General features: G+C 62.6%; 24 protein-coding genes. 12 read left to right on the plus strand and 12 right to left on the minus strand.

Annotation, left to right across the window (positions count from 1 at the left end; genetic code table 11):
- Positions 1 to 37 precede the first annotated feature (37 nt).
- The 4 genes from LB558_RS11665 to LB558_RS11680 all read right to left on the minus strand — a co-directional run bounded on the left by LB558_RS11665 (position 38) and on the right by LB558_RS11680 (position 4,920).
- Positions 38 to 238: a hypothetical protein gene (locus LB558_RS11665; RefSeq protein ID WP_224697698.1), complete on the minus strand. Its 201-nt coding sequence runs from the start codon at positions 236 to 238 to the stop codon at positions 38 to 40.
- 94 nt (positions 239 to 332) lie between these two features.
- The gene (locus tag LB558_RS11670; RefSeq protein WP_224697699.1) at positions 333 to 2,390 is read right to left on the minus strand and encodes a prolyl oligopeptidase family serine peptidase; all 2,058 of its coding nucleotides are present in this window, start codon (positions 2,388 to 2,390) and stop codon (positions 333 to 335) included.
- 69 nt (positions 2,391 to 2,459) lie between these two features.
- Entirely contained in the window at positions 2,460 to 3,632 is a 1,173-nt protein-coding gene (locus LB558_RS11675; protein ID WP_224697700.1) for an MFS transporter, read from the minus strand.
- Positions 3,633 to 3,744: 112 nt separating this feature from the next.
- Positions 3,745 to 4,920: an MFS transporter gene (locus tag LB558_RS11680; protein ID WP_224698026.1), complete on the minus strand. Its 1,176-nt coding sequence runs from the start codon at positions 4,918 to 4,920 to the stop codon at positions 3,745 to 3,747.
- Positions 4,921 to 5,322: 402 nt separating this feature from the next.
- Here LB558_RS11680 and LB558_RS11685 point away from each other — a divergent pair, with 402 nt between their 5' ends.
- The 3 genes from LB558_RS11685 (at position 5,323) to LB558_RS11695 (ending at position 11,006) form a co-directional block, all read left to right on the plus strand.
- Positions 5,323 to 6,900 carry a trimethylamine methyltransferase family protein gene (locus LB558_RS11685; protein WP_224697701.1) on the plus strand — a complete coding sequence of 526 codons (1,578 nt, stop codon included), beginning with the start codon at positions 5,323 to 5,325 and terminating at the stop codon, positions 6,898 to 6,900.
- Positions 6,901 to 7,070: 170 nt separating this feature from the next.
- Positions 7,071 to 9,641 (plus strand): GcvT family protein, encoded by a 2,571-nt coding sequence (locus LB558_RS11690; protein WP_224697702.1) that lies wholly within the window; start codon positions 7,071 to 7,073, stop codon positions 9,639 to 9,641.
- Between the two features lie 9 nt (positions 9,642 to 9,650).
- Positions 9,651 to 11,006 (plus strand): M24 family metallopeptidase, encoded by a 1,356-nt coding sequence (locus LB558_RS11695; protein WP_224697703.1) that lies wholly within the window; start codon positions 9,651 to 9,653, stop codon positions 11,004 to 11,006.
- On the opposite strand, the gene LB558_RS11700 is transcribed toward LB558_RS11695, so the two are convergent.
- Both LB558_RS11700 and LB558_RS11705 read right to left on the minus strand, forming a co-directional pair.
- Entirely contained in the window at positions 10,971 to 11,798 is an 828-nt protein-coding gene (locus tag LB558_RS11700) for a phosphate/phosphite/phosphonate ABC transporter substrate-binding protein (RefSeq protein ID WP_224697704.1), read from the minus strand. The genes LB558_RS11695 and LB558_RS11700 overlap by 36 nt on opposite strands.
- Positions 11,799 to 11,890: 92 nt before the next feature.
- Positions 11,891 to 12,901 (minus strand): fatty acid desaturase, encoded by a 1,011-nt coding sequence (locus LB558_RS11705; RefSeq protein WP_224697705.1) that lies wholly within the window; start codon positions 12,899 to 12,901, stop codon positions 11,891 to 11,893.
- A gap of 230 nt (positions 12,902 to 13,131) precedes the next feature.
- Between LB558_RS11705 and LB558_RS11710 the strand changes: the two genes are divergently transcribed.
- Complete coding sequence (locus LB558_RS11710) at positions 13,132 to 13,989, plus strand: helix-turn-helix domain-containing protein (protein WP_023812292.1); 858 nt, start codon at positions 13,132 to 13,134, stop codon at positions 13,987 to 13,989.
- 131 nt (positions 13,990 to 14,120) lie between these two features.
- Positions 14,121 to 15,143 carry a betaine--homocysteine S-methyltransferase gene (gene bmt, locus LB558_RS11715; protein WP_224697706.1) on the plus strand — a complete coding sequence of 341 codons (1,023 nt, stop codon included), beginning with the start codon at positions 14,121 to 14,123 and terminating at the stop codon, positions 15,141 to 15,143.
- Between the two features lie 15 nt (positions 15,144 to 15,158).
- Here bmt and LB558_RS11720 read toward each other — a convergent pair whose 3' ends face one another.
- The 3 genes from LB558_RS11720 to LB558_RS11730 form a co-directional block, all read right to left on the minus strand.
- Entirely contained in the window at positions 15,159 to 15,428 is a 270-nt protein-coding gene (locus LB558_RS11720; protein ID WP_224697707.1) for a hypothetical protein, read from the minus strand.
- A 213-nt stretch (positions 15,429 to 15,641) separates the two neighbouring features.
- Complete coding sequence (locus LB558_RS11725) at positions 15,642 to 17,792, minus strand: YfbK domain-containing protein (protein WP_224697708.1); 2,151 nt, start codon at positions 17,790 to 17,792, stop codon at positions 15,642 to 15,644.
- 3 nt (positions 17,793 to 17,795) lie between these two features.
- Positions 17,796 to 18,353, minus strand: coding sequence for an RNA polymerase sigma factor (locus LB558_RS11730; RefSeq protein ID WP_224697709.1), 558 nt, complete (start codon positions 18,351 to 18,353; stop codon positions 17,796 to 17,798).
- A gap of 153 nt (positions 18,354 to 18,506) precedes the next feature.
- Here LB558_RS11730 and LB558_RS11735 point away from each other — a divergent pair, with 153 nt between their 5' ends.
- The 6 genes from LB558_RS11735 (at position 18,507) to LB558_RS11760 (ending at position 20,911) form a co-directional block, all read left to right on the plus strand.
- Positions 18,507 to 18,830, plus strand: coding sequence for an ArsR/SmtB family transcription factor (locus tag LB558_RS11735; protein ID WP_023812297.1), 324 nt, complete (start codon positions 18,507 to 18,509; stop codon positions 18,828 to 18,830).
- On the plus strand, positions 18,827 to 19,252 hold the full coding sequence (locus LB558_RS11740) for an SRPBCC family protein (protein ID WP_224697710.1): 426 nt from the start codon (positions 18,827 to 18,829) through the stop codon (positions 19,250 to 19,252). The genes LB558_RS11735 and LB558_RS11740 overlap by 4 nt, the downstream gene beginning before the upstream one ends.
- Before the next feature lie 57 nt (positions 19,253 to 19,309).
- Positions 19,310 to 19,531, plus strand: coding sequence for a hypothetical protein (locus LB558_RS11745; protein WP_224697711.1), 222 nt, complete (start codon positions 19,310 to 19,312; stop codon positions 19,529 to 19,531).
- Between the two features lie 11 nt (positions 19,532 to 19,542).
- Positions 19,543 to 19,986 carry a DUF1801 domain-containing protein gene (locus LB558_RS11750; RefSeq protein WP_224697712.1) on the plus strand — a complete coding sequence of 148 codons (444 nt, stop codon included), beginning with the start codon at positions 19,543 to 19,545 and terminating at the stop codon, positions 19,984 to 19,986.
- Positions 19,987 to 20,070: 84 nt separating this feature from the next.
- Positions 20,071 to 20,463 (plus strand): VOC family protein, encoded by a 393-nt coding sequence (locus LB558_RS11755; RefSeq protein ID WP_224697713.1) that lies wholly within the window; start codon positions 20,071 to 20,073, stop codon positions 20,461 to 20,463.
- A 40-nt stretch (positions 20,464 to 20,503) separates the two neighbouring features.
- On the plus strand, positions 20,504 to 20,911 hold the full coding sequence (locus LB558_RS11760) for a DUF1801 domain-containing protein (protein ID WP_224697714.1): 408 nt from the start codon (positions 20,504 to 20,506) through the stop codon (positions 20,909 to 20,911).
- Between the two features lie 2 nt (positions 20,912 to 20,913).
- Here LB558_RS11760 and LB558_RS11765 read toward each other — a convergent pair whose 3' ends face one another.
- Entirely contained in the window at positions 20,914 to 22,092 is a 1,179-nt protein-coding gene (locus LB558_RS11765; protein ID WP_224697715.1) for an NAD(P)/FAD-dependent oxidoreductase, read from the minus strand.
- An 81-nt stretch (positions 22,093 to 22,173) separates the two neighbouring features.
- On the minus strand, positions 22,174 to 22,761 hold the full coding sequence (locus LB558_RS11770; RefSeq protein WP_224697716.1) for a TetR/AcrR family transcriptional regulator: 588 nt from the start codon (positions 22,759 to 22,761) through the stop codon (positions 22,174 to 22,176).
- A gap of 138 nt (positions 22,762 to 22,899) precedes the next feature.
- On the opposite strand from LB558_RS11770, the gene LB558_RS11775 reads away from it, so the two are divergent.
- The gene (locus LB558_RS11775; RefSeq protein WP_224697717.1) at positions 22,900 to 23,457 is read left to right on the plus strand and encodes a DUF308 domain-containing protein; all 558 of its coding nucleotides are present in this window, start codon (positions 22,900 to 22,902) and stop codon (positions 23,455 to 23,457) included.
- 112 nt (positions 23,458 to 23,569) lie between these two features.
- Here LB558_RS11775 and LB558_RS11780 read toward each other — a convergent pair whose 3' ends face one another.
- Complete coding sequence (locus LB558_RS11780) at positions 23,570 to 24,307, minus strand: dienelactone hydrolase family protein (protein WP_224697718.1); 738 nt, start codon at positions 24,305 to 24,307, stop codon at positions 23,570 to 23,572.
- Between the last annotated feature and the right edge of the window lie 4 nt (positions 24,308 to 24,311).

Below are 24,311 nucleotides of genomic sequence, written 5' to 3' on the forward strand. Positions count from 1 at the left end.
CCCTCTGGATTCTATCCGGCAAGCCGGGGCGAATGCTTCAGAGGCAGAGAGGTGGCGAATAGCCGATGCGGGCACACAGCCGCAAAAGCTCGGCGCGCAGCGTGCGCGGTGACGGTGTCACCGCGACCCGCAATGCGCGAGCCTCAAATGCGTCAACCAACATCCTGACGAGAGCCATGGCTGGCACCTTAAGCAATTCCAGGAAAAGTGTGAAACGGTTTTCCCGGGAAAAGCGCATAGCGCTTTCCCCTTGGGAATTGCGTCAACACAAGAGAACGAGCAAAGGATGATCGAGGTGAACCACCCTTTGCGCCGGCAATGCTCCCTTCCGGTTATGCCTTCTCGGCCAGCGCCCTTTGCAAGAAGACATATTTCATCGCCGTTTGCGCCGCCTGCGGCCGGCGGTCGCCACGGCCGCCATGCCCGCCCTCGGTCTCCTCGAAGAACAGCGTCCTGGCATGACCGGCTTCCTGCAGGCGGGCGGCCATCTTGCGCGCATGCCCGGGATGGACCCGGTCGTCCGCGGTCGAGGTGGTCAACAGCACCGGCGGATAGGCGGTATCGGCGTCGACATGCTGGTAGGGCGAGTAGGCGGAAAGCCATTTCGCGTCTTCCGGTTTTGACGGATCGCCATATTCGGCCATCCACGAGGCGCCGGGCGGCAATTCGGTGTAGCGCAGCATGTCGAGCAGCGGCACCTCGATGATGACCGCACCGAAAAGCTCGGGTCGCTGCGTCAAGGAAACGCCGGTCAGCAGGCCGCCATTCGAGCCGCCCTGGATGCCGAGCGAGGCTGCTGTCGCAATCCCGCGTCGAACGACATCCTGCGCGACCGCGGCGAAATCGTCGAAGCCGTTCTGGCGATTGCCCTTCAGCGCCGCCTGATGCCAGGCCGGGCCGAACTCGCCACCGCCGCGGATGCAGGCCTGCACATAGGCATTGCCCTTTTCCAGCCACAGCCTGCCGCGCACGCCGGCATAGCCGGGCAGCAGCGGCACTTCGAAGCCGCCATAGCCGTAGAGCAGCGTCGGCACCGGACCCTTCTGGCCCCGCCGCCTGACGACGAAATAGGGGATCATCGTGCCGTCCTTCGAGCGCGCCTCGAACTGTTCCGAGACCAGCGGCGAGGCATCGAAACGCGCCGGCTGCGACTTCACGGTGGCGAGCGTCTCGCCATTGTCGTCAGACCAGATGATCGAGCTCGGCGTCAGGAAATCGGTGAAGGAGAAGGAGACGGTGGAGCCGAAATGCTCTGCATGGCTGATGCCGACATTGCCGTTCTCGGGCAGCGCAACCGGTTTCAGCGACCAGCTGCCATCCTTGCGCTCGCAGACGATGACCTTGCCGCGCACATTGTCCATCAGGTTGATGAACAGGCGATCCTGCGTACGGGCCATGCCGGCGATCGACACGCGATATGCCGGCTCGAACAAGGTTTCCAGCGGGCCAAGCGCGCCGGTCTCGACCCAATGCGCCAGATCTAGCGAATAGAGGCCGTCAGGCTTGCAAACCGTGCCGTCGGGCGCCGTCCATGGGCTGCGCACGCCGAACACGAGCTGATCCCTGAATATTGCCGTATCGGTCATGTCGTCCGGCAGCGGCAGCTGTTTGTTTTCGCCGGAAGGCAGCCGCAGGAAGATGTGCGAGGCGAAGAAATTCAGCGTCCGGGCCAGGACCAGATAGCGTCTGTCGCCATCGAACTCGACGGCGGCGCCAACGGCGAGATCCTCTTTCTGCGCCTCGAAGATCGGTGTCGCCTCTTCAAGCTTGGTGCCGCGTTTCCAGAGCTTGATCACGCGCGGATAGCCGGAGTCGGTCTTGTCGGACTCTTCGAAGGCGGCGGAAACAATCACGGTGTCCTTGTCCAGCCAGCTGAAGCCCGACTTCGACGCCCGCGCGTGAAACCCATCTTCTACGAACGATTTAGTTTCGATGTCGAATTCACGCATCTCGCTGGCGTCGCCGCCATCCGGCGACATCGAGACCAGGCAGAGATTGAAGCCCGGATAGAGCCGGCTGGCGCCGCCAAAAACCCATTTTATCCCCTCCCTCGCCGCAAGCTGGTCGAAGTCGATGATCGTTTCCCATTCCGGCTTCTCAGTCTTGTAGGAAGCGACCGTCGTGCGGCGCCAGAGGCCGAGCACATTGGTCTTGTCCTGCCAGAAATTATAGACATGGCCGGCAATGGCGGCGCCAACCGCGATGTTGTCCTCGGCCGTCATCAGGTCGAGCGCGGTCTGGAACGACGCCTGATAGGACGGATCACCCTGAAGCTCGCCAACGGTGACCTCGTTCTGGCGATGCACCCAGTCGAGCGACTGCTTGGCTGTCCTGTCTTCCAGCCACAGGAAGGGATCGTCGGTCGAAGGAGCGGTGGCGGGCTTGGTCATGAGGTCTCCGATAAACGTGTCGCTTTTGGCACTGCCAACATCGATACGCCGTGTCCGATATTCAATATGTCAGCGCACAAGTGAGGCTTTCCGCCGACCAACCAGGCTCGCGATCGCCAGCGCAAGACAGATGAGGCCAAGCGTGATCGGCAGACCTCGCGCGCCCAGCATGTCCATGGCGGTGCCTGCCAACGGCGGCACGGCGATGCCGCCGACGCCCCACATCAGCGAGAAGGCGGCATTGCCGGCAACCAGTGTCGAGCCGGTGAAGCGCTCGCCGAGCTCGATGATCGACATCGTGTAGATGCCGTAGGAAACCGCGCCCCAGACGAAGATCATCGGCCAGATCAGCGGCGTCTCGATGAGCAGCGGCAACAGCACACAACCAAGCACCGTCAAGGAAACACAGGCGAGCCGCACAAGGCGCGCGGAAAGCCTTTCCGCCAAAAAGCCCAGCGGCACCTGCATGGCGATGTTGCCGGCAATCATCACCGACAGCAGCGCCGACATGCGGGTTTCGGCGATGCCGTGATGGGTGCCATAGACCGGCAGCAACGCCAGCGCGCCCTGTTCGAAGCCGGCAGCGACTATGACGGCAAATAAAAGTAGCCACGCCAGCGGCACGAAACCCAGGACGGAAACCTGATGCCCGGCCTCGTCGACCTTGGGCAAACGCGGCAGCACCAAGCCCAGGCAGATGCCGCACAGCACGAAGGCGGAGATGCCGACGAGGAAGGGCGGCCAGCCCTCAGTGCCGACTGCAAGCAGGCACAGTGGCCCGGCCGCGAAACCGGCCGAGATGATCGTCGAATAGACACCCATGACGCGCCCTCGCCGGGCCGGCGGCGCCAGCGCGATGACCCAGATCTCGCTCAGCACATAGAGCGGGTTGGTCACCACGCCGATCAGGAAGCGCAGGGGAAACCACAGATAGACATTTTGCGTCCAGCCGATCAGCGCCAGCACGACAGCCGAAAGGGCCGCACAGGTAAGCGCCGTGCGCCCTGCCCCGAACCGCCGCGCCAGCGCCGGGATCAATGGCGACGACAGGATGAAACCAATCGGCGTCATGGCGGCCGATAAGCCGATCATCGCTGGCGAAACGCCCTGGCGCTGCAGGATGAAACTCAGCAGCGGATAGGACAACCCTTGCGCGATGGCGAACACCGAGACGGTCGCGATCACACCGGTGATACCAGCCCATTGCATCGTCTCGTCCTTGTTCGATTCAACCAAATTCATTGTGCGCACCGCTATCGAGGCTGCAGGATTAGCGATTGAGCAACGTGGTGGTAAGCCCCTGGCGGGCGAAAACCGCTTGCTCCAGACAGTGCCTGTCAGCAGGTTGGGCTTGTCAGGAAGCTCGGCGCGCGGACGACCGATACAGCGCGAACATCACCAGCACCGCGTCGAGGCCGGCGATCACGACCGGCAGACCGAGCGGGCCGATGCCTTGCATGAGCAGGCCGGCACCGGGTGGGCCGACGATGCCACCGACGCCCCACATCAGTGCAAAGGCAGCGTTGCCAGCGACCAGCACAGAGCCCTTGAACCGGCTGCCGAGCTCGACCAGCGCCATTGTGTAGACGCCGTAGCCGACTGCGCCCATCACCAGCAGCACCACCCAGATCAGCGGCGTCATGATCAGCAACGGCAGCAGGGCCGCGCAGGTGGCGGTCGCCAGAGCGCAGACGATGATCATGGCGCGGCCGCCAAAACGCTCCGCCAGAAGGCCGAGCGGAATCTGCAGCAGGATGTTGCCCAGTGACAGCGCCATCACCAGCGAGGCCAGCACGGCTTCGGCCAGACCATAGCTGGCGCCGAAGACCGGGACCAGCGCATACGTGCTCTGCTGCACCGCCGCCGAGACCAGCACGGCAAGCAGCAGCGCCGGTGCCATTTTGGCAAAGCCGACAAGGCCGCTGGCAGGCTGGCCGTCATCCTCGAAACCGGTGAGCTTTGACGAGACGGCGTGCAAGATCACCGCGCAGAGCGTGAAGCCGGCGACACCGACAAGGAAGGGCGCCCAGCCCGACGTGCCCAGCAGGGTCAACGCGAATGGCCCGGCCGCGTAGCCGGCGCCCATCAGCGTGTTGAACACGCCCATCACCCGGCCGCGCCGCGACGGCGGCGCCAGCGATAGCGCCCACACCTCGCCAAGGATGTAGAGCGGGTTGATAACCACGCCGATGATGAAGCGGATGACGAACCAGGCCACCCAGTCTTGCAGATAGCCGATCGCGAGGAAGCAGAGCGCGCCGATCAGCGAGGAGCCGACCGCCAAATTGCGTGCACCGACCAGCCGCACCGCCGCCGGCACGAACGAAGCCGACAGAATCAGCCCGAGCGGCATCATCGCCGCCGACAGGCCGATCAGTGCCGGCGACATGCCTTGCTTCTGCATCAGCAGCGTGAACAGCGGCGAGCTCAGCCCTTGCGCCGCGCCGAACATCGCCAGCGCCGCGGTGACGCCGGCAAGCGCTGCCCACTGCGTTCCCGCTTCGCCTTCGCTCGAGCCGGTCGCGACCATGCTGATGCTGTCATCCATATGAAGTGCTGGCCGTCAGGCCGGCAAGCCCGATTAAGGTGGGTTGAGATTCAGGTCAGGCCGAGTCGAGAACGGTGGTTTTCGAGAACCGGGGCGGAGCGTACTAAAGTACGTGAGCACCGGAAGCGCAGAAAACCACTGTTCGCGGGCCGGCATCACCTGAATATCAGCGCACCTTAGCTACCGGTTCGATCCGGAGACAGGAAGGGCCGGATGACGAAATCCGCTTGCGCCAACGGGGCAACCTAATCAAGCCGATGTCGCGGCCGCGCACCTGCCGTTCCGGCATGTCGCTTCCCTCGCCCTAGTGGTCGCCGCCTCCGCAATGGCCGGACAGCCGCCGGTCCATTATGCCGCCCGCTATCGCATCCTACGAGGACCATCATGACCGCCGCCCTACAACCCTTGGAACCGGCATTGGCCGGCGATCGCGCCCGTCGCGGCGGCCGCGCCGGAAAGCGCGCCGGCGGCTCGGCCGCATTCGAGCAGCCGGCTTTCCGCCAGCTGAAGAACCCGCTGACGCCGACCAGGCTGGTCTCGGACGACGAGCTGGAATCGATCCACCTCGCTTCCTTGCGCGTGCTGCGCGAAATCGGCGTCGACGTGCTGCATGACGAAGCCCGCAGCATCATGAAGGCGCATGGCGCCGACGTGCGCGAGGGCAGCGAGCGGGTGCGCTTCGACAGCGACATGATCCTCGAACTGGTGTCGCACTGCCCGTCGGAGTTCACCATCCATGCCCGCAACCCCGCGCACAATGTGCGCTTCGGCGGCAACAATGTGATCATCTCGATGATGGCGTCGGCGCCCAATTGCTCCGACATCGATCGTGGCCGCCGGCCGGGCAACCAGCAGGACTACCGCAACTTCTTAAAACTCGCGCAGATGCACAACATCCTTAACTGCACGGGCGGCTACCCGGTCGAGCCGACCGATATCCATCCGTCCGTCCGCCACCTCGAATGCATCCGCGATCTCAGCGTGCTCACCGACAAGGTGTTTCACATCTATTCGCTCGGCAAGGAACGCAATGTCGACGGCATCGAGATCGCCAGGATCGCGCGCGGCATCAGCCACGAACAGATGCTGGAAGAGCCGTCCGTCTTCACCATCATCAACACCAATTCGCCGCTCAAGCTCGACGTGCCGATGATGGAAGGCATCATCCAGATGTCGAGCAAGGGCCAGGTCGTCGTCGTGACGCCGTTCACGCTTTCGGGAGCCATGGCGCCGGTCACCATCGCCGGCGCGCTGGTGCAGCAGAACGCCGAGGCGCTCGCAGGCATCGCCTTTGCCCAGATGGTGCGCAAGGGCGCGCCCGTCGGCTATGGCGGCTTCACCTCCAATGTCGACATGAAGTCCGGTTCGCCGGCGTTCGGCACGCCGGAATACATGAAGGCGCAACTCGTCGGCGGCCAGCTTGCCCGCCGCTACAACATCCCCTACCGCACCTCCAACACCTGCGCCGCCAACACGGTCGACGCGCAGGCGGCTTATGAAAGCGTGTTCTCGCTGTGGGGTGCCATCCAGGGCGGCGGCAATCTGATGATGCATGCCGCCGGCTGGCTCGAGGGCGGCCTGCGCTGCTCTTACGAGAAGACGATTCTGGACATCGACCTGCTGCAGATGGTGGCGGAATTCCTGACCCCGCTCGATCTTTCCGAAGAGGCACTCGGCTTCGACGCCATCCAGTCGGTGGGGCCGGGCGGCCATTTCTTCGGCACCCAGCACACGCAGGACCGCTACAAGACCGCCTTCTACTCGCCGATCCTCTCCGACTGGCGCAATTACGAGACCTGGGCAGAAGCCGGCTCACCGACGGCGCTCGAAAAGGCCAACAAAGTCTGGAAGGAACGGCTTGCGTCCTATGAAGAGCCCTATATGGACCCGGCTATCCGCGAGGAACTTAACGCCTTTGTCGACAAGCGCCGGTCCGAGGGCGGCGCGCCGACCGATTTTTGATCACCTGTGTTGTTGATGAACAGTCGACCCCCACTCCGTCGAGCGGCGCTCGACACCTCTCCCCCGATCGACGGGGAAGAGGAAAGACGCGAGCTTATGCAGGCTGGCGCCCTTCCTCTCCCTCCAGAGGGGCCACCCGATTCAATCTCTTCAAAAACGGACCTATCTAGATGAAATCTCACGTAAAAGCGGTTGTAATCGGCGGCGGCGTCGTCGGCTGCTCGGTTCTCTACCATCTAGCCAAGGCCGGCTGGACCGACATCATGCTGATCGAGCGCTCGGAGCTCACCTCCGGCTCGTCCTGGCATGCGGCGGGCGGCTTCCACACGCTGAACGGCGACCCCAACGTCGCCAAGCTGCAGGCCTATACGGTGCAGCTCTACAAGGAGATCGAGGAAATATCAGGCCAATCCTGCTCGCTGCATTTGACCGGCGGCGTGATGATGGCCGATACGCCCGAGCGCATGGACTTCCTGCGCCTTGCCCACGCCAAGGGCCGCTATCTCGGCATGGACACCGAGCTGATTACCCCGTCCGAGGCCAAGGCGATGTTCCCGCTGATGGACGAGACCAATTTCGTCGGCGCCATGTGGGACCCGGTCGAGGGCCACCTCGATCCCTCGGGCACCACCATCGCCTACTCCAAGGCGGCCAAGAAGCTTGGCGCCGAGATCGTGCTGCGCAACCGCGTCGTCGAACTGACGCAGGAGGTCGACGGCACCTGGAACGTCGTCACAGAACAGGGCACGGTGAAGGCCGAGCATGTCGTCAATTGCGGCGGCCTGTGGGCGCGCGAAATCGGCCGCATGGTCGGCGTCGAACTGCCGGTGCTGGCCATGGAGCACATGTATCTGCTCACCGAGCCGATGCCGGAGGTCGAGGAATTCAACAAGTCGACTGGCCGCGAAATGATCGGCGTGCTCGACTTCAAGGGCGAGATCTACACCCGCCAGGAGCGCAACGGCATCCTGCTCGGCACCTATGAGAAGGCCTGCAAGCCGTGGTCGCCGGTCAACACGCCGTGGGATTTCGGCCACGAATTGCTGCCGCCGGACCTTGACCGCATCGCTCCCTCGCTGGAAATCGGCTTCAAGCATTTTCCCGGCATCGAGAAGGCCGGCATCAAGCAGATCATCAACGGCCCCTTCACCTTCGCGCTCGACGGCAACCCGCTGGTCGGCCCGGTGCAGGGCCTGACCAATTTCTGGTGCGCCTGTGCCGTCATGGCCGGCTTCAGTCAGGGCGGCGGTGTCGGTCTGGCGCTGTCGAACTGGATGGTCCATGGCGACCCCGGCTTCGACGTCTGGGGCATGGATGTCACGCGCTTCGGCGAATGGGCCGGCCTGCGCTACACCAACGCCAAGGTGCGCGAGAACTATTCGCGCCGCTTCTCCATCCGCTTCCCCAATGAGGAACTGCCGGCGGCACGCCCGGCGCAGACGACGCCGCTCTACGACACGATGCTGGCCAACAATGCCGTCATGGGCGACAGCTGGGGACTTGAGACACCGCTATGGTTCGCACCTGAAGGTAAGGAACCCAGGGATATCGTCTCCTTCCACCGCTCCAACGATTTTGGGCCGATCGGCGAGGAAGTGCGCGCCACGCGTGAGCGCGTCGGCGTCACCGAGATCGCCAATTTTGCCAAATACGAAGTCTCGGGACCCGGGGCCGAGGATTTTCTCAACCGGCTGATGACCAACCGCATGCCGAAGACCCGCCGCATCGTGCTGACGCCGATGCTCAACGAGTTCGGCAAGCTGATCGGCGACTTCACCATCGCCAAGGCAGCAGAAGACCGCTTCATGATCTGGGGTTCGTCGGCGGCGCAGAAATACCACATGCGCTGGTTCGAGAAGCACCTGCCGAAGGACGGAACGGTGCGCATCCACCGCTTCGACCAGACCCTGGTCGGCCTGTCGATCGCCGGGCCGAGATCACGGGACTTGCTGCAGAAACTGGTCGATGTCGACGTCTCGACAAAAGCCTTCCGCTTCATGGATTTCCGCGAGATGGCGGTTGGCGGGGCGCCCTGCATGGTCAACCGCATCACCTACACCGGCGACCTCGGCTATGAAATCTGGATGGCGCCGGCCTACGAGCGCCTGGTTTATAAAGCGATCAAGGACGCCGGCGAGGAATTCGGCCTTGTCGATTTCGGCATGCGCGCGCTGCTCTCCATGCGCCTCGAAAAGAATTTTCCCACCTGGTTCCGCGAGTTGCGGCCGATCTACGGACCGTTCGAAGGCGCGATGGACCGCTTCATCAAGCTCGAGAAGAACGATTTCATCGGCCGCGAGGCTGCCGCCAAGGAACAGGCCGAGGGTCCGAAACTGCGCCGCGTTTCCTTCATCGTCGATGCCGCCGACGCCGACGTCATGGGTGACGAGCCAATCTGGGCCAAGGTCAGCAAGGATTACGGCACGGTGGAAAAGCCGCATGGCTATGGCGCGCCGCGTTTCGACAAGGGCGGCAAGGAAATACGCGGCTCCAAGGCTGCCGAAGGCGCTTCCGCCGTGCGTGGGATCGTCGATGGCGACTGGCGCGTGGTCGGCTGGGTCACGTCGGGCGGCTATGCCCATTATGTGCAGAAGTCGATGGCACAAGGCTACGTGCCGGCGGCTCTTGCCGAAGACGAAAGTGCCGGACTGTTCGAGATCGAGATCCTCGGACACCGCCGGCCGGCCCGCATCAACGTCGAAGCGCCCTTCGACCCGAGCGGCGAGAAGATGCGGACCTGAGGCTCGACCATGGACAGCGCGGGGCCGAAGGGCAGCTTTGGCCGCCATCGCAAGATCATGCCGTTCGAGCCAGGCTCGATCGAGGCCCTGCGCGACGCCTCCCGCCAGAAGGCGGCGTCGCTCAACCAGCATGTGCTGGGCTATGGCGCGCAGGCCGAGGCTGAATGGGCCGCGGCAGGCATTGCCGCGCCCGATCTTCCTGCGATGCGTCAATACCGGCTGGAGCGTATCCGCGCCGAGCTGAAGCGGCGCGGCTATGCAGGCGCCATGCTCTACGACCCCGTCAACATCCGCTACGCCACTGACAGCACCAACATGCAGTTGTGGGTGGCGCACAACCCGACGCGGCATTGTTTTGTCGCCACCGACGGGCCGGTGGTGCTGTTCGACTATTTTTCCTGCGAGCATTTGTCCGACCATTCCGGCGTCGTCGACGAAGTGCGGCCGGCGGTATCGTGGATGTATCTCTATGGCGGCGAACTGACGGAGCAAAAAGTCCGCCGCTGGGCAGCTGGGATCGCCGATCTGGTGAAACAACATGGCGGCGGCAACAGCCGCATCGCCGTCGACCACATCAACCCGGAAGGCGTCGAGGAACTGGCTCGCCTCGGCATTTCCATCGGCAATGGCGAAGCGGTGATGGAGAATGCGCGGCTGATCAAATCGCCGGACGAAATCCTCGCCATGCGTCGCGCCATTGTCGCTTGCGAGGCAGCGATGGGCGAGATGGAACAGGCGCTGAAGCCGGGCATTTCCGAAAACGAGCTATGGGCGGAGCTTCATCGCGGCAACGTCGCGCGCGGCGGCGAATGGATCGAGACCCGGCTGCTGACGTCAGGCCCGCGCACCAATCCGTGGTTCCAGGAATGTTCGTCACGCAAGATCGAAGCTGGCGACCTCGTCGCCTTCGACACCGACCTAATCGGCCCTTACGGCTTCTGCGCCGACCTCTCGCGCACATGGCTGTGCGGCGATACAACACCGACCGATGAACAGCGCGACCTGTTCCGCATCGCCGCCGATCAGATCGCCCACAACACGGCTCTGATGCAGCCCGGCATCTCGTTTCGCGACCTCGTCGAACGCTCGGCCGTGCCGCCGGGTGACTGCTTCCCGACGCGCTACGGCGTGCTCTATCACGGCGTCGGACTGGCGGACGAATACCCGACCTTGCCGCATGCCAGCGACTGGACATCGGACACGCCGGACGGCGTGCTGGAACCGGGCATGGTGCTGTGCGTGGAAAGCTATATCGGCCGGCTTGGTGGACGCGAAGGCGTCAAGATCGAGGAACAGATCCTGATCAGCGAGACCGGCAACGAACAGCTCTCAACCTACCCGTTGGATACGAGGCTGCTCGGCTAGCCCGGCAAGGGCCTCGCGCAACGCCCCAACCGTCTTTTCCGGCGTCGCTGCGGCGGTGATGTAAGGCAGGCCTTTGCGCCGCCCGGTCCAGCCGACGACCGCCACCTTTTTCGCCGCCGGCTCGAAGCGTTGCGCCAGCGCCCAGCTCTTGCAGTCGATCGCCGCGACATCGGCCCTACCTTCGGCAATGGCCACAATGGAAGCGCGATGGCCGCCGCTTTCGCTGCGCGAGGCAAAGATGTCCAGGCTTTCGCCCATCGCGTCGAGATCGCGCGCCAATCCAAGGAAGCCTGACATCGAATCGAGGCTATTGAAGGTAAAGCGCTTGCCGCGGATCAGATCGAGTGGGAGCAAGGGGCTGCCGTCCGCCGGCGATCGAACCTCTGGTCCCTCGCCTGTCCGCATCACCAGCGCGCTAGAATAGAGCTCGCCCTGCCCACCTTCATAAGCGTCGTAACTGGGCTGGCCGATCACCTGCACGTGCCTGGACAGGCCAAGTTCCATCGGCCCCCAGCAGGTCTGCGCGAACAGCAGCGCCGGATGCAGCCACAGCCTATGGAAATCGAATTCATCCGGCGGCAATGTCGCGGGATCGGGCGCAACGAGTTTCCCCTCAGCATCACGAATACCGCCCGGCACCGGCGGCAGGTCTCCATTGCGCCGCACGATGAATTGCGGCGCGTCGATGCCCTTTTTCCGGAAAGCATCGCGCAACCGCGCCCATTGCGCGTCGACTTCATCGCGCACTTCAGGCCAATCATACATCGGCAACGCCGCTACCAATTCACTCATGCCGACACTCAATCATCATGTCTGGAAAAAGGATCGCGAAAACGCGGCGTCCAATCAGAATTGGCCGACATGGATTCCGAGTAGACCGGGAATTATTCCTTCGGCGGCTCGGCGGGAACCGGCGCACTGCCGAGCCCGCTGATGCTGCGCGCCCTGATGCGCGGCTTGAAGGCCCTGCCCGGCTCCGGCGCACGCCGCAACGCCGGATGCACAATCGGCTCCTTTGCCTTGAACGCATAGGCTTTGATCAGCGCGAAATAGTTCGGATAGGCATAGCCATTGTTCATCCGCAGCCATTCCTCACGGCGGTCACGAAACAGCTTGGGCAGCTTGTACCAGGCCACGGTCGGGGTCTTGTGATGGACGAAGTGCAGATTGTTGTTGAGAAACAGGAATGACAGCGGCGAGCGCTCGACGATCACCGTGCGGCCCTCCGGATGTTCTGACCATTGATGCTCGGCGAACGTACGGATCGAGATCAGCGACTGGCCGAGCCAGACCGGCACCAGAATGTAAAGCCACAGCGGGATGCCGAAGCCGAACTGGACGATCGGCATCACGACGGCAAGGCCGATCGCATGCAGCAGCCAGGCCTTGCGGATCGCCTTGTCGCCGGCGATCACCTGTTTGGCATCGTCGATGAAGAAGCCGATGCAGGACAGCCACGGGCCGAGCACGAAGCGGCCTGCCATGGTGTTGTTGATTTTGAGCAGGAATTTCATCGTCGGCGGCAGCTCCTCATGCTGCCAGAGCGCCTGATAATAGCTTTCGGGGTCATCGAGCGGGTCGGTCAGCCGCTCGTCGGCGTGGTGACGCAGATGGATTGTCTTGAAACGGCGGAACGGCCAGACCAGACCGATCGGCAGGAATACAAAAGCTTCATTGACCCGCGCGTTGCGTGTCGGATGACCGTGCAGCACTTCGTGCATGATCGACGACTGCAATGCGGCGGTGAAGGCGAGGACGGCGAGCGCCAGGACGGGATAGGTGGGCCAGAGCAGGAAACCGGTGGCGAACCATGCCGCGTAACAGAAGAAAGCGAGAACCACGGTTGGCCACTCGATGGCCGGTACGCTGTGTCGCCTGATGCTCTGGCTCGTCATGCTATCGACCACTGTCCCTCAGTCGCCGGAACCCCAATTGGCTCCTGACAGCATAGTGTCAGGAGAAATGATTCCACTCAACGAGACAAAGTGCACAAACTGTTGCGATTGCGCATTTTTAACCGCACATGTTATACATTGTAAACAGACTTAGGGATTCATTTACGCCTGACGCGGCCATCCGCGCGGCTTCGGCGCAAATTTTTCCTCAATCTAGGTGGAGCACGCACATGGACAAGCGCGACCTGTCGACGATCTTCCGCGAACGCCTGAAAATGCTCTTGACACGCTCTGACCTGAACCAGTCGGCCTTCGCGACCGCGGTCGGCATCGACCGCTCGGCGCTGTCGCAACTGCTGTCGGGCGCCTCGACGCGCCTGCCTCGCGCCGAAACGCTGCTCAACATCGCCGCCGAGTTCAAGGTGTCGCTCGATTGGCTTCTCGGCCTCAGCCAGGACGAGGGTCTCACCGGCGAAATCCGCGAGAGCCTGGAGATCGAGGAGGCACCGGACGGTTTCGACCGCACGCTGCTGGCCAAATGGCATGCCGAGGCGGCCGGCACCAAGATCCGCTACGTGCCGGCCGGTATTCCCGACCTTCTGCGCACCGAGGCGCTGGTCGACTACGAGGCAGGCATCACCAACAAGAGCCGCCTGGCGCAGGCCGGCGAAACGCAATACCGCATCGACTACAACAGACGGCCGGAAACCGACATGGAAGTCTGTATGCCGCGCCACACGCTGGAGATCTTTGCGCGCGGGCTGGGTGTCTGGGACCGTTTCCCGGAAGCCGACCGGCGCGCCCAGCTGCTGCACATGGCGACGCTGCTCGATGACCTCTACCCGACCTTCCGACTGTTTCTCTATGACGGGCGGATGCGCTATTCGATCCCCTACACCATCTTCGGCCCCTATCGCGCCGCCATCTATGTCGGCGACATGTATCTGGTGCTCAACGCCACCCAGCCGATCCAGACGCTGATTCAGCACTTCGACAATCTGATCCGGGCCGCCGACATCAATGCGCACGAGGCGTCCGGCTTCGCGCACAGACTGGCCGGCATGTCGTTCCCAACCGGCACTGTCTGATCTCTGGCAACGATGATCCCTCGGACGGACACCGGCCTCCGCATTGGTGGCCGCGCTGCCGCTATTTCATTGACTACACATAAAGACTTCTTTATATCCTTATTCGACTTCGAAACATGAAAGCCAATCCGATGACGACCACCAACCCGATCGATGCGCTGCTGGCTGAAAAGGGCGTGCTGCTGGCCGATGGCGCCACCGGCACCAATTTGTTTGCCATGGGTCTGGAGGCCGGCGAGGCACCCGAGCTGCTGAACGAGATGGCGCCCGACACCATCACCAGCCTGCACCAGAATTTCGTCGATGCCGGCGCCGACATCATCCTCACCAACTCGTTCGGCGGCACCCGTCACCGCTTGAAGCTTCACCATGCGCAGGATCGCGTGCATGCTTTGAACAAGCGCGCCGCCGAGCTTGCGCGCGCCGTCGCCGACAGAGCCGGCCGCAAGGTGATCGTCGCCGGCTCGGTCGGCCCGACCGGCGAATTGCTGGTGCCGCTCGGCGCCATGACCTATGATGAGGCGGTCGACGCCTTCGCCGAGCAGATCGAGGGTCTCAAGGAAGGCGGCGCCGAAGTCGCCTGGATCGAGACGATGTCGGCTCCAGACGAGATCCGGGCCGCCGCCGAGGCTGCCATCCGCGTCGGCCTGCCCTACACCTACACCGGTTCCTTCGACACTGCCGGCCGCACAATGATGGGTCTGCTGCCGAAGGATATCCACGGCGTCACCGACGGGCTGTCGCAGGCGCCGCTCGGCGTTGGTGCCAATTGCGGCGTCGGGGCGTCCGACATCCTGGCCTCGCTGCTCGACATGACCGAGGCGAAGCCGGAGGCGACGGTGATCGTCAAGGGCAATTGCGGCATTCCCGAATTCCGCGGCACCGAAATCCATTATTCCGGCACACCCGAACTGATGGCCGACTATGTGCGCCTCGCCGTCGATAGCGGTGCAAAGATTATCGGCGGCTGCTGCGGCACCTCGTTCCAGCACCTTGCCGCGATGCGCAAGGCGCTCGACGCGCACACCAGGGCGGATCGTCCGACGGTTGCCGCGATCGTCGAGCGCATCGGCCCGATGCGCAACAAGGTCGCGACGGAAAACACCGCTGAGACCAGCGAAGCCCGCCGCGAGCGTCGCCGCAGCCGGGCCTGAGCCTATCGTTCGTGGTTATTCGCTGTTGTCGGCGTAGCTCGACTGCGCCGACTTGAAGTCGACCACATCATCGCCGCGCATCGTCATCAGCGCGCCCGAAGCGCTGGGGTCGGTGATCTGTTCCAGCATGACGCGAAAGCGGTCGTTGGTCAGCGCCGACAGGGCGGTGTGGCGCGCCTGCGCAACATCATCGCTGATACGCCTGGGTTCCGATGATGGGCCTGATGAAGCCGCCGAGGCATCCCGTGCCGGCGGTGCCGGGTTGGCGATAATCCTGATCTGCAATTCCGGCTCCCTCAAGCCCAGTACACTCGTCCTGTGTAACAAGGAGGGGGTTGCGATCCGGTACCGGAAATGCGGCGCAATTTAACGACCCGGAGATTCTCCGAAAAAGGCCGGCAAGGGAATGAATCCCTCGCCGGCCTGCCTCACCAGCCCGTAGGTCGGCTTCCCCTGTCAGAACGATCCCATCTGAAAGAAACCGGCCGTCACCACCACTTACCGGTTACCGCCCAGCGCCGAGGCAAGGCGCACAAGCGAGAGGAACTCGGACCTGTACCCAAACGGGTCGGCTCCTCGAGCGGCAGTGGCGATCTCCATGATCTTGTCGTAACCGAACTTCGCGGTCGCATCCTCGTCGCGCAGCTTCTGGCCGAAGGCGGCGACAGCGACCGAGAAACGCTGGTCGGTGCTCGCCTGGTCGAACGATGATACCTCGTTGGCGGAGGTCACGGGCGTGGTTATCAGCTTCGAGACGTCTTCATTCGGCAACTTGTAGCGGATCTTGACGAAGGCATATTCGTCCGCATTGGCGACGCCGCCATTGTCCACCGACGCCTGGCCATAACGCAGCGGATCGATCTGCTCTGCACCGCTGCCCTTGGGCGTGATCTCATAGATCGCGGTGACCGAGTGGCCCGAGCCGATATCGCCGGCATCGACGCGGTCATTGTTGAAATCCTCGCGGTTGAGTGCCCGGGTCTCGTAGCCGATCAGGCGATATTCCGAGACCTTGTTCGGGTTGAACTCGACCTGGATCTTGACGTCCTTGGCGATGGTGAACAGCGTCGAGGAAGCATCCTCGACCAGCACCTTTTCAGCTTCGGCCAGCGTGTCGATATAGGCGGCGGTGCCGTTGCCGTTCTGTGCGATGGTCTGCATCATCTGGTCGTTCAGATTGCCGCGGCCGAAACCAAACACCGACAGGAAGACACCGGTCTTGCGCTCGCTTTCGATCAACCGCTTCAAGTCGTCGTCATCAGTCTGACCAACATTGAAGTCGCCGTCGGTGGCGAGCATCACCCGGTTGACGCCATCCTTGACGAAGGACTTTTGCGCCAGCCTGTAGGCCTCATTGATACCCGCCTCGCCGGCAGTGCTGCCGCCGGGCGTCAGATTGTCGATAGCACTGAGAATCTTGTCCTTTTCGGCTGCCTTGGTCGGCTCCAGCACTGTGCCGGCGTCACCGGCATAAGTCACGATCGAGATCGTGTCGTCGGCCCTCAGCTTGCTGACCAGCAGCCGGAAAGCCGATTTGAGCAGCGGCAGCTTGTCCGGCTCGTCCATCGAACCCGAGACATCGATCAGGAAGACCAGATTGGCCTTTGGCTGCTCGGCCGGCTTGACGTCAAACCCCTTGATGGCGACGTGCATCAGCCTGGTCTGCGTGTTCCAAGGCGTCGGCATGACGCTGACGGTCGAGTTGAAGGGCGTCGAAGCCGACTCCGGACCCTTCCAGTCATAGGGGAAGTAGTTGATCATCTCCTCGACGCGCACCGTATCGGCCTGCGGCAGATAGCCCTGCTTCAACGAACTGCGCACGAAGGAATAGGAGGCCGTGTCGACATCGATCGAGAAGGTCGAGACCGGATCTTCTAGTGCTGCATGCACCGGATTGGTCTTGAAATCCTCGATACGGTCGCGGTTTTCCGGTTGCGGCTGCATCTGGTCGGCCGGCAAGGTCGACGGCGGCTGCACCATCAGCTTGGACTCGGCCGGCATGCGGGCGGCCCGGGAGGTGCTGGGCGCGCTTGTGGTGCCGTCCAGCGCAAACTCGCCCGTCGGGGCTGGCGCAGGAGGTGCAATGTTCGTGATAACCCTTCCGGCGCCGGCGGCATCCTGGCGGGGAGCGCCCGTCGCCGATTCCTGTTGTGCCGCGCCGCCGGCAACGGTCGATTCGGATTTCTGCGGCGAGGCCGGCGCCGCAAGCGCATCGGTCGCGTCGCGGCTTTCCACATCGGCGTCGGCCTTCTTGTCCTTCTCCAGCCCGGTCGGAGCCGGCTTCGGCTGAGCGGTCGTTGGCCTCACCGTCGCCGGCTTGTCGGCCAGCGTCTCGCTGATCTTCTCGTCGCCGCCGAATTTGGGCGGCTGTTCCCTCAGCAGATGGAAGGTGGCGTATCCGGCGATCGGCAGGGCGACGAGCCCAGCAAGGGCCGGCGTGGCAATGAGTTTCTTTTGCATGATCTCGCTCCAGAGCTTTTGTGCTCGCTCTGTGAGACGAAGCCCGCCAACCGATCCTTGGGTGACAGAAGAAATATTTTCCTGATCGTATGCCCGCAGGGCGGCCTCGAAGGCTCGCGCCTTGGCGTCCTGGGCGGGCGCCGGCGCCGCTATATCGCGCAATCTGTTGAGTTCGCTGTCGTCGACCATGGGTCACACTTCCCCGGCCGAGCGCATCAGCGTCTTCAGCCGTTTCTTCGCTTCATGGATGTGCCAGGAAACTGTCGTCTCCGAGATCGCCATCGCCTCGGCGGCGGCCGCGTGGCTCAACCCTTCGCCATAGACCAGCAGCACCGCGTCGCGCTGCTTGTCCGGCAGTTGCCGCACCGCTGCCCACAGCGCTTCGGCAGGGTCTTCCGGTTCGAAAGCCTTACCCGAGGTCAAGGCATGGACGCCATAGGCCTCGGTCTTGACCGTCTCGCGCGCGGTCTTTCGCATCATGTCGCGCGCGGCGTTCATCGTCACGGAGTAAAGCCATGTCGTAAAGGCGGCGCCGCCGCGATAGTCGCGGATTGCCTTGCCTAGCCTGACGCAGACTTCCTGGGCGATGTCTTCGGCATCGGCCTTCCTGCCGCACCAGCGATAGGCGGCGCGATAGACGAAGTCGTAGTGACGCTCCAGCAACGTGCTGAAGGCCCTCCTGTCTCCGCCCTTCGCCCGCCCGATAAGTTCGGCGTCGGAGGCTTCGCTCTCATCCAGCATCATCGCCATCATTTGCCTGTTGGACGAAGGCTAATGGCTAATCCTTGGGGCAATGGAAAGATTTTTTTGGAAACCGCCGATCGTGACCGCCAACACTCCGCTTGACACATCCATATCTCGGCGGCTATACGTCAATCAATAACCACCGGGTTATCGATCCAAATGAACAACGCTCACGATGTCCTCTTCAGAACGCTCTCCGATCCGACGCGTCGTGCGATCTTCGAGCGCCTGTGCCGGCAAGGCGAGCAGACGGTCGGCGCCCTGACGGCTCAGTCAGGGGTCTCTCAACCTGCGGTGTCGAAGCATCTCGGCGTGCTCAGGCAAGCCGGGCTGGTGCGCGACCGCCATCAAGGACGGCAGACCCATTATAGCGCCCAACTCGCAGCACTTTCCCCACTGACCGACTGGACGAACCAGATGAATGCATTCTGGCAAAGCCGGTTCGATGATCTCGAAAATTTGCTCAAAAGAATGGACCAATGACCAACATCGCGACCGAAACGCGCTCCGTCATCGTCGAACGCGAGATCCCCTATCCGCCGGAAAAAATCTGGCGCGCGCTGACCCAGCCGCATCTGATCGAGGAATGGCTGATGAAGAACGATTTCAAGCCAGTCGTGGACCACCGTTTCAGTCTGCGAAAGGAACCGCAACCCGACGTGAGCATTGTTGTCGACTGTCAGGTAACAGCCGTCGAATTGAACAAGACACTGTCCTATACGTGGCAGGCCTATGGCCTTGAGAGTGTCGTCACCTGGACTCTCCTGCCGACCAGCACGGGCACCCGATTGCGTATGGAACAATCCGGCTTCCGGCCGGATCAGGAGCAGGCGTATCGGGGCGCGACGAGTGGATGGCGGCAGTACTTTACGAAACTGAGTCAGGTCCTGGCGCGGATAGATTGAAAACCGCCGACGTGCGGATCAGGGGTCCGCTTCGGCTTGTTTTGACAGGAGGAGCTATTGGACTGGAACATGTGGGTTCGGCAAATTCATCGCTGGCTGTCGATCATCTTTACGCTGACCGTCATCGCCAACTTCGTCACTATGGCATTCGGGCAGCCTCCCGCCTGGGTGGTCTACTCGCCGCTCCTGCCGCTCTTCCTGCTGCTGTTCAGCGGCCTGTACATGTTCGTGCTGCCCTATGTCGCCAAGGGCCGCGGCGCGCAGCGTGCCCGCGGATAGGAGTGGGCAGAATGGCCAAGACGCAGGGACAATCGACCACAGCCAAGGCTGCGGCAGTGCTGCTGTCAGGCGGCAACCCGCAAATCGCCAAGGGCGACGGCGACGCCCCGGTGCAGGCGTATATCGCTGCGATGCCGGGCTGGAAGCGTGGCCTGGGCGAGCGCCTCGACGCGCTCATCGTGCGCAACGTGCCTGATGTGCGCAAGGCCGTGCGATGGAACTCGCCCTTCTACGGCATCGAAGGCCAAGGCTGGTTCGTGTCGTTTCATGTCTTCACCCACTATTTGAAGGTGACCTTCTTCAGCGGCATGTCACTGCAGCCGATACCGCCCGGCGGCACGGCGAAGAGCAAGGATGTGCGCTGGATGGACATCCGCGAAGACGACCAGTTTGACGAAGCGCGGATGGCGGAATGGATCAAGCAGGCCGCCGCCCTGCCCGGCTGGATCCCATAGCGACCGCAGCGACGACTGCGAGCAAAAATTCAAATTCTTTCCTGCCGAAAGGGCGGGACCGAAGACGACAGAGGAGAAGTAGCGATGAAGATCAAGCTGACCAGCGTGTATGTGGACAACCAGGAAAGCGCACTGCGCTTCTACACCGACGTGCTGGGCTTCACCAAAAAGGCCGATTTCAGCAATGGGCCCTATCGCTGGCTGACCGTGGCCTCGGCCGAAGAGCCTGATGGAACCGAGTTGCAGCTCGCGCTGAACGACAACCCGGCCGCCAAGGCCTATCAGGAAGCCATCTTCCAACAGGGTCAGCCCGCGGTCATGTTCTTCACCGACGACGTCAAGGGCGACTACGAGCGCATCAAGGCGAAAGGCGGCGCGTTTATCAAGCCGCCGACCGAGGTGACCGGCTCGACCATCGCCCAGCTGAACGACAGCTGCGGCAACCTCGTTCAGATCACCCAACTGGCGCGCTGGTGACAGGCAGCGGTTGAACGCCTTAAGGCACAGGAGACACCCGATGACCCCCTCGCAGCAGATCGACCAGCTGATCGCCGGCCTCTCGGACTGGCGCGGCGAAATGCTCGCCGGCATCCGCAAGACCATCCTTGCAGCCGACCCGGACATCGTCGAGGAGTGGAAGTGGATGGGCAGCCCGGTATGGTGCCTCGACGGGAACATAGTGGTCGGCAACGCCCACAAGGATAAGGTGAAGCTCACCTTTTCCCATGGCGCCAGCCTGCCGGACCCCGACAGACTGTTCAACAACGGCTTTGGCGGCAAGGTGTGGCGGGCTATCGATGTGTTCGAGGGCGACACGCTGAATGAGAGCGCTTTAAAAGAGCTCGTCCGTGCGGCCGTCGATTACAACCACGCCAAAAAGAAGAAGAAGGCGCCTGCGGTTGCCGGGGCGAAGCCAAGGACGTAAGTCTAGGCCGCCTGCCCCGCCACCCAGCCCGACGACCACGCCCACTGGAAATTGTAGCCGCCCAGCCAGCCCGTGACATCGACGGCTTCGCCAATGACAAACAGGCCCGGCACGGATTTCGCCTCCATCGTCTTCTGGTCGAGCCCGTTGGTGTCGACCCCGCCGAGCGTCACTTCGGCGGTGCGGTAGCCCTCTGAACCGGCAGGCTTGATGCGCCAGTCATTGACCGCGGCGGCGACAGTTTTGATCTGGGCGTCGGAAAGATCGGCGAGGTTGCCGTCGATCCCGGTGCGCTCGGCGATCGACTGTGCGAGCCGCTTCGGCAGATGGTTTGCCAGCACCGTCTGCACCGCTTGCCGTCCATTGCCGCGCTTGGCGGTACGAATGAGGTCCGCCACGTCAACCCCAGGCAGCATGGCGATGCGGATTTCATCGCCCTCGCGCCAATAGGAAGAAATCTGCAGGATGGACGGTCCGCTGACGCCGCGATGCGTGAACAGCATCGCTTCGGAAAACCGCGCGTTGCCGCAGGCGACCTCCGCGTCGACGGCGTTGCCGGCCAGCGGCGCCAGCCGCTCGAGGGTGTTTGCGTCGAAGGTCAGCGGCACCAGCGCCGGCCGCGTTTCGACAATGGCAAGGCCGAACCGTTCGGCAAGCTCGTAGCCGAAACCGGTCGCCCCCATCTTGGGGATCGACTTGCCGCCGCAGGCCACGACCAAGGACTGGCAGCTGATTGTGCCGGTGGAGAGGGCGAGCACATACCCCTCCTCGGTTTTGCGGACATCCTCAACCTTGGTCGAGAGTGCCAGCTCCACGCCCCTGCCCTGCATTTCCGAGACCAGCATGTCGATGATCTGGCGTGCCGAGCCGTCGCAGAACAGCTGTCCCAGCGTCTTTTCGTGATAGGCGATGCGATGGCGTTCGACGAGGGCGACGAAATCGCGCTGCGTATAGCGGCTGAGCGCCGAAATGCAGAAATGCGGATTGCCCGAGAGAAAATTCTTCGGGCTGGCATGGATGTTGGTGAAGTTGCACCGGCCTCCGCCGGAGATGCGGATCTTCTCGCCAGGCAATGCCGCATGATCGAGGATCAGCACCGAACGGCCGCGCTTGGCCGCCTCCACGGCGCACATCATTCCGGCGGCACCCGCGCCGATGATCACGACATCATAGAATTGCATCAGGCTATTCGTTCCCGCTCGACCGGCTCACCCGGCGCCGCGCCACTGCGCTGCCTGATACCACTTTGGCCCCACAATTCTCTAGCAATCCCGTCTCAGCAGCTTGGTGATCTGGGGGGTGACGATTGTGGTGAACAGTCCAGGATCGCCGAAAGCCCTCGCAGAAAGCATTGCCCCGTGAACCGATGCCATCAGCATCTGGGCCTCCTCCTCCGGTCGGTTGTTCAACCGGAACAAGTCCTGCTCCGCTCCAACCCGCAGCACCGACATGAGCCATCCCGCGAGACTTTGAAAATGGGCACGGACGCGTGATGCGACTTCTTCCGGCAGCATCTGCATCTCGCCAGCGAGCATCGCACAGACGCAGAAGGACGGCGAGGCATCGCGAATGCATGTCCGCCAATAGTTCAGGTAGGACTGCAGTTGTTCAGCAGGGCTTGAGAGTTCTCCCTGGAGAGATTCCAAACCCGTTTCGGCCTGCTGCCTGTAACGATCCACCAGCACCGAAACCAGCTCTGCCTTCGTCGGAAAGTGATGGTGGATGCTCGCCTTCCTGATGCCGATCGCAGCCGCGATATCGGCATAGCTGAACCCGTTGTAGCCTCCCGCGACGATGAGGGACTGCGCGACATCGAGAATCTTTTCTGAAGTCGAAGCCATTGATTTCATATCGCGGCCTACCTTCTGGTAGGCAAACTGTCAAGATTGTGCATCGTTCCCGATTCTCACGGGGAGGTGTCCGGACATCGGGTTGACTCAAAGGTTTTGCCTACCTACTAATAGGTAGTTAACAATAAGGAACCTGCCGTGCAAAGCCAATCTTTCACCCAGTCCAACTGGTTACGATCCTATTATTTCGCCCGCGCCATATTTTCTATCGCCTGGGTTGCTGGCGCCATTCTGTTCAACGGACAACCCGGCCTCACCGCGTTTCTGCTCGTGATCTACCCTGCATGGGACGCCCTCGCCAATCTGGTTGACGCTCGGGTAAATGGCGGCCTGAGAACCAACTCGTCCCAGGCATTGAATGTCGTGGTCAGCACGATAACGGCGCTCGCCGTCATCGTGGCGGTTAGCAACAGCATGTATGCCGTTCTGGCCGTGTTTGGGGCTTGGGCGATCCTCTCGGGTCTGCTGCAGTTGAATACGGGAGCAAGGCGTTGGCGCTACCATAGCGCGCAGTGGCCGATGATCCTCAGTGGCGTGCAATCAGCCCTCGCCGGCGGCTTTATGATCAGCCGATCCCTCGGTACGGTTGCGCCGACGATTCTGGACATCGCCCCTTATGCTGGGTTCGGCGCGTTTTACTTTCTGCTTTCCGCAATTTGGCTTGTTGTCGCAGCCTATCGCAAGGCAAACGCCTAGACGCAGCCTGATCCGGCGGCGGCAAGCTGAAGTCATCTGCCACCATCGAAAGGGCAAGCATCGCTCACTCCAAGGTCGCGTAGCGTCCTGCTCAGGGGCGCGACCCGTGACCTTAGATCAGCGTCTCGGCGAACAACGTCGTCAGCCGCTTCCAATGGCGTTCCGCACCGGCGGCATTGAAAACGCTATGATCGGGTACGCACCAGCCATGCGCCATGCCGGCATAGTTCTCGATGACGTGGTCGACTTCCGCGACCCTGAGCGCCTCGGCCAGCCGCGCCGACTGTTCCGGGGGGAAACTCCTGTCGACGCCGGACGTGCCGACATAGACATGCGCCTTGATGGAGGCTGCCTTGCGATGCGGGCTGTCGGCGGCGTCGCTGGCCAGATTGCCGCCATGGAAGCTTGCCGCCGCCCTTATCCTGTCGGGATAAGTTGCGGCGGCATTCAGTGCCCTGCCGCCACCCATGCAATATCCGACCGTGCCGATCGGCCCAGTGATTCCTTCCGCCGCAAGCGCATCGAGGAACGCACCGCTGTCGCTGATGTTCATGTCCTGCGTCGTGCCGGTGACCAGCGCCATCAGCGGGATTTTGGTCTTTTCTTCGGCGAAGGCGGTCTTGGCGTCGAACGGCCCATAGGGTGCATTGCGGTAGAACAGGTCCGGCACCAGCACCGCATAGCCTTCATTCGCCAACCGCTCGGCCATACTGTCGAGCGCCGGCCGCGGACCGAAGGCGTCCTGATAAAGAATGACACCGGCCTTGGCAGGAGATGCGTTTGCCGAGCGGAAAAGCCCTGCTTTGGCAACGCCATCCCTGGTCTTGATCTGAAGGTCCTGCTTCGTCATCGCC

This window comes from Mesorhizobium sp. CO1-1-8 (assembly GCF_020164875.1).
Lineage (GTDB): Bacteria > Pseudomonadota > Alphaproteobacteria > Rhizobiales > Rhizobiaceae > Mesorhizobium.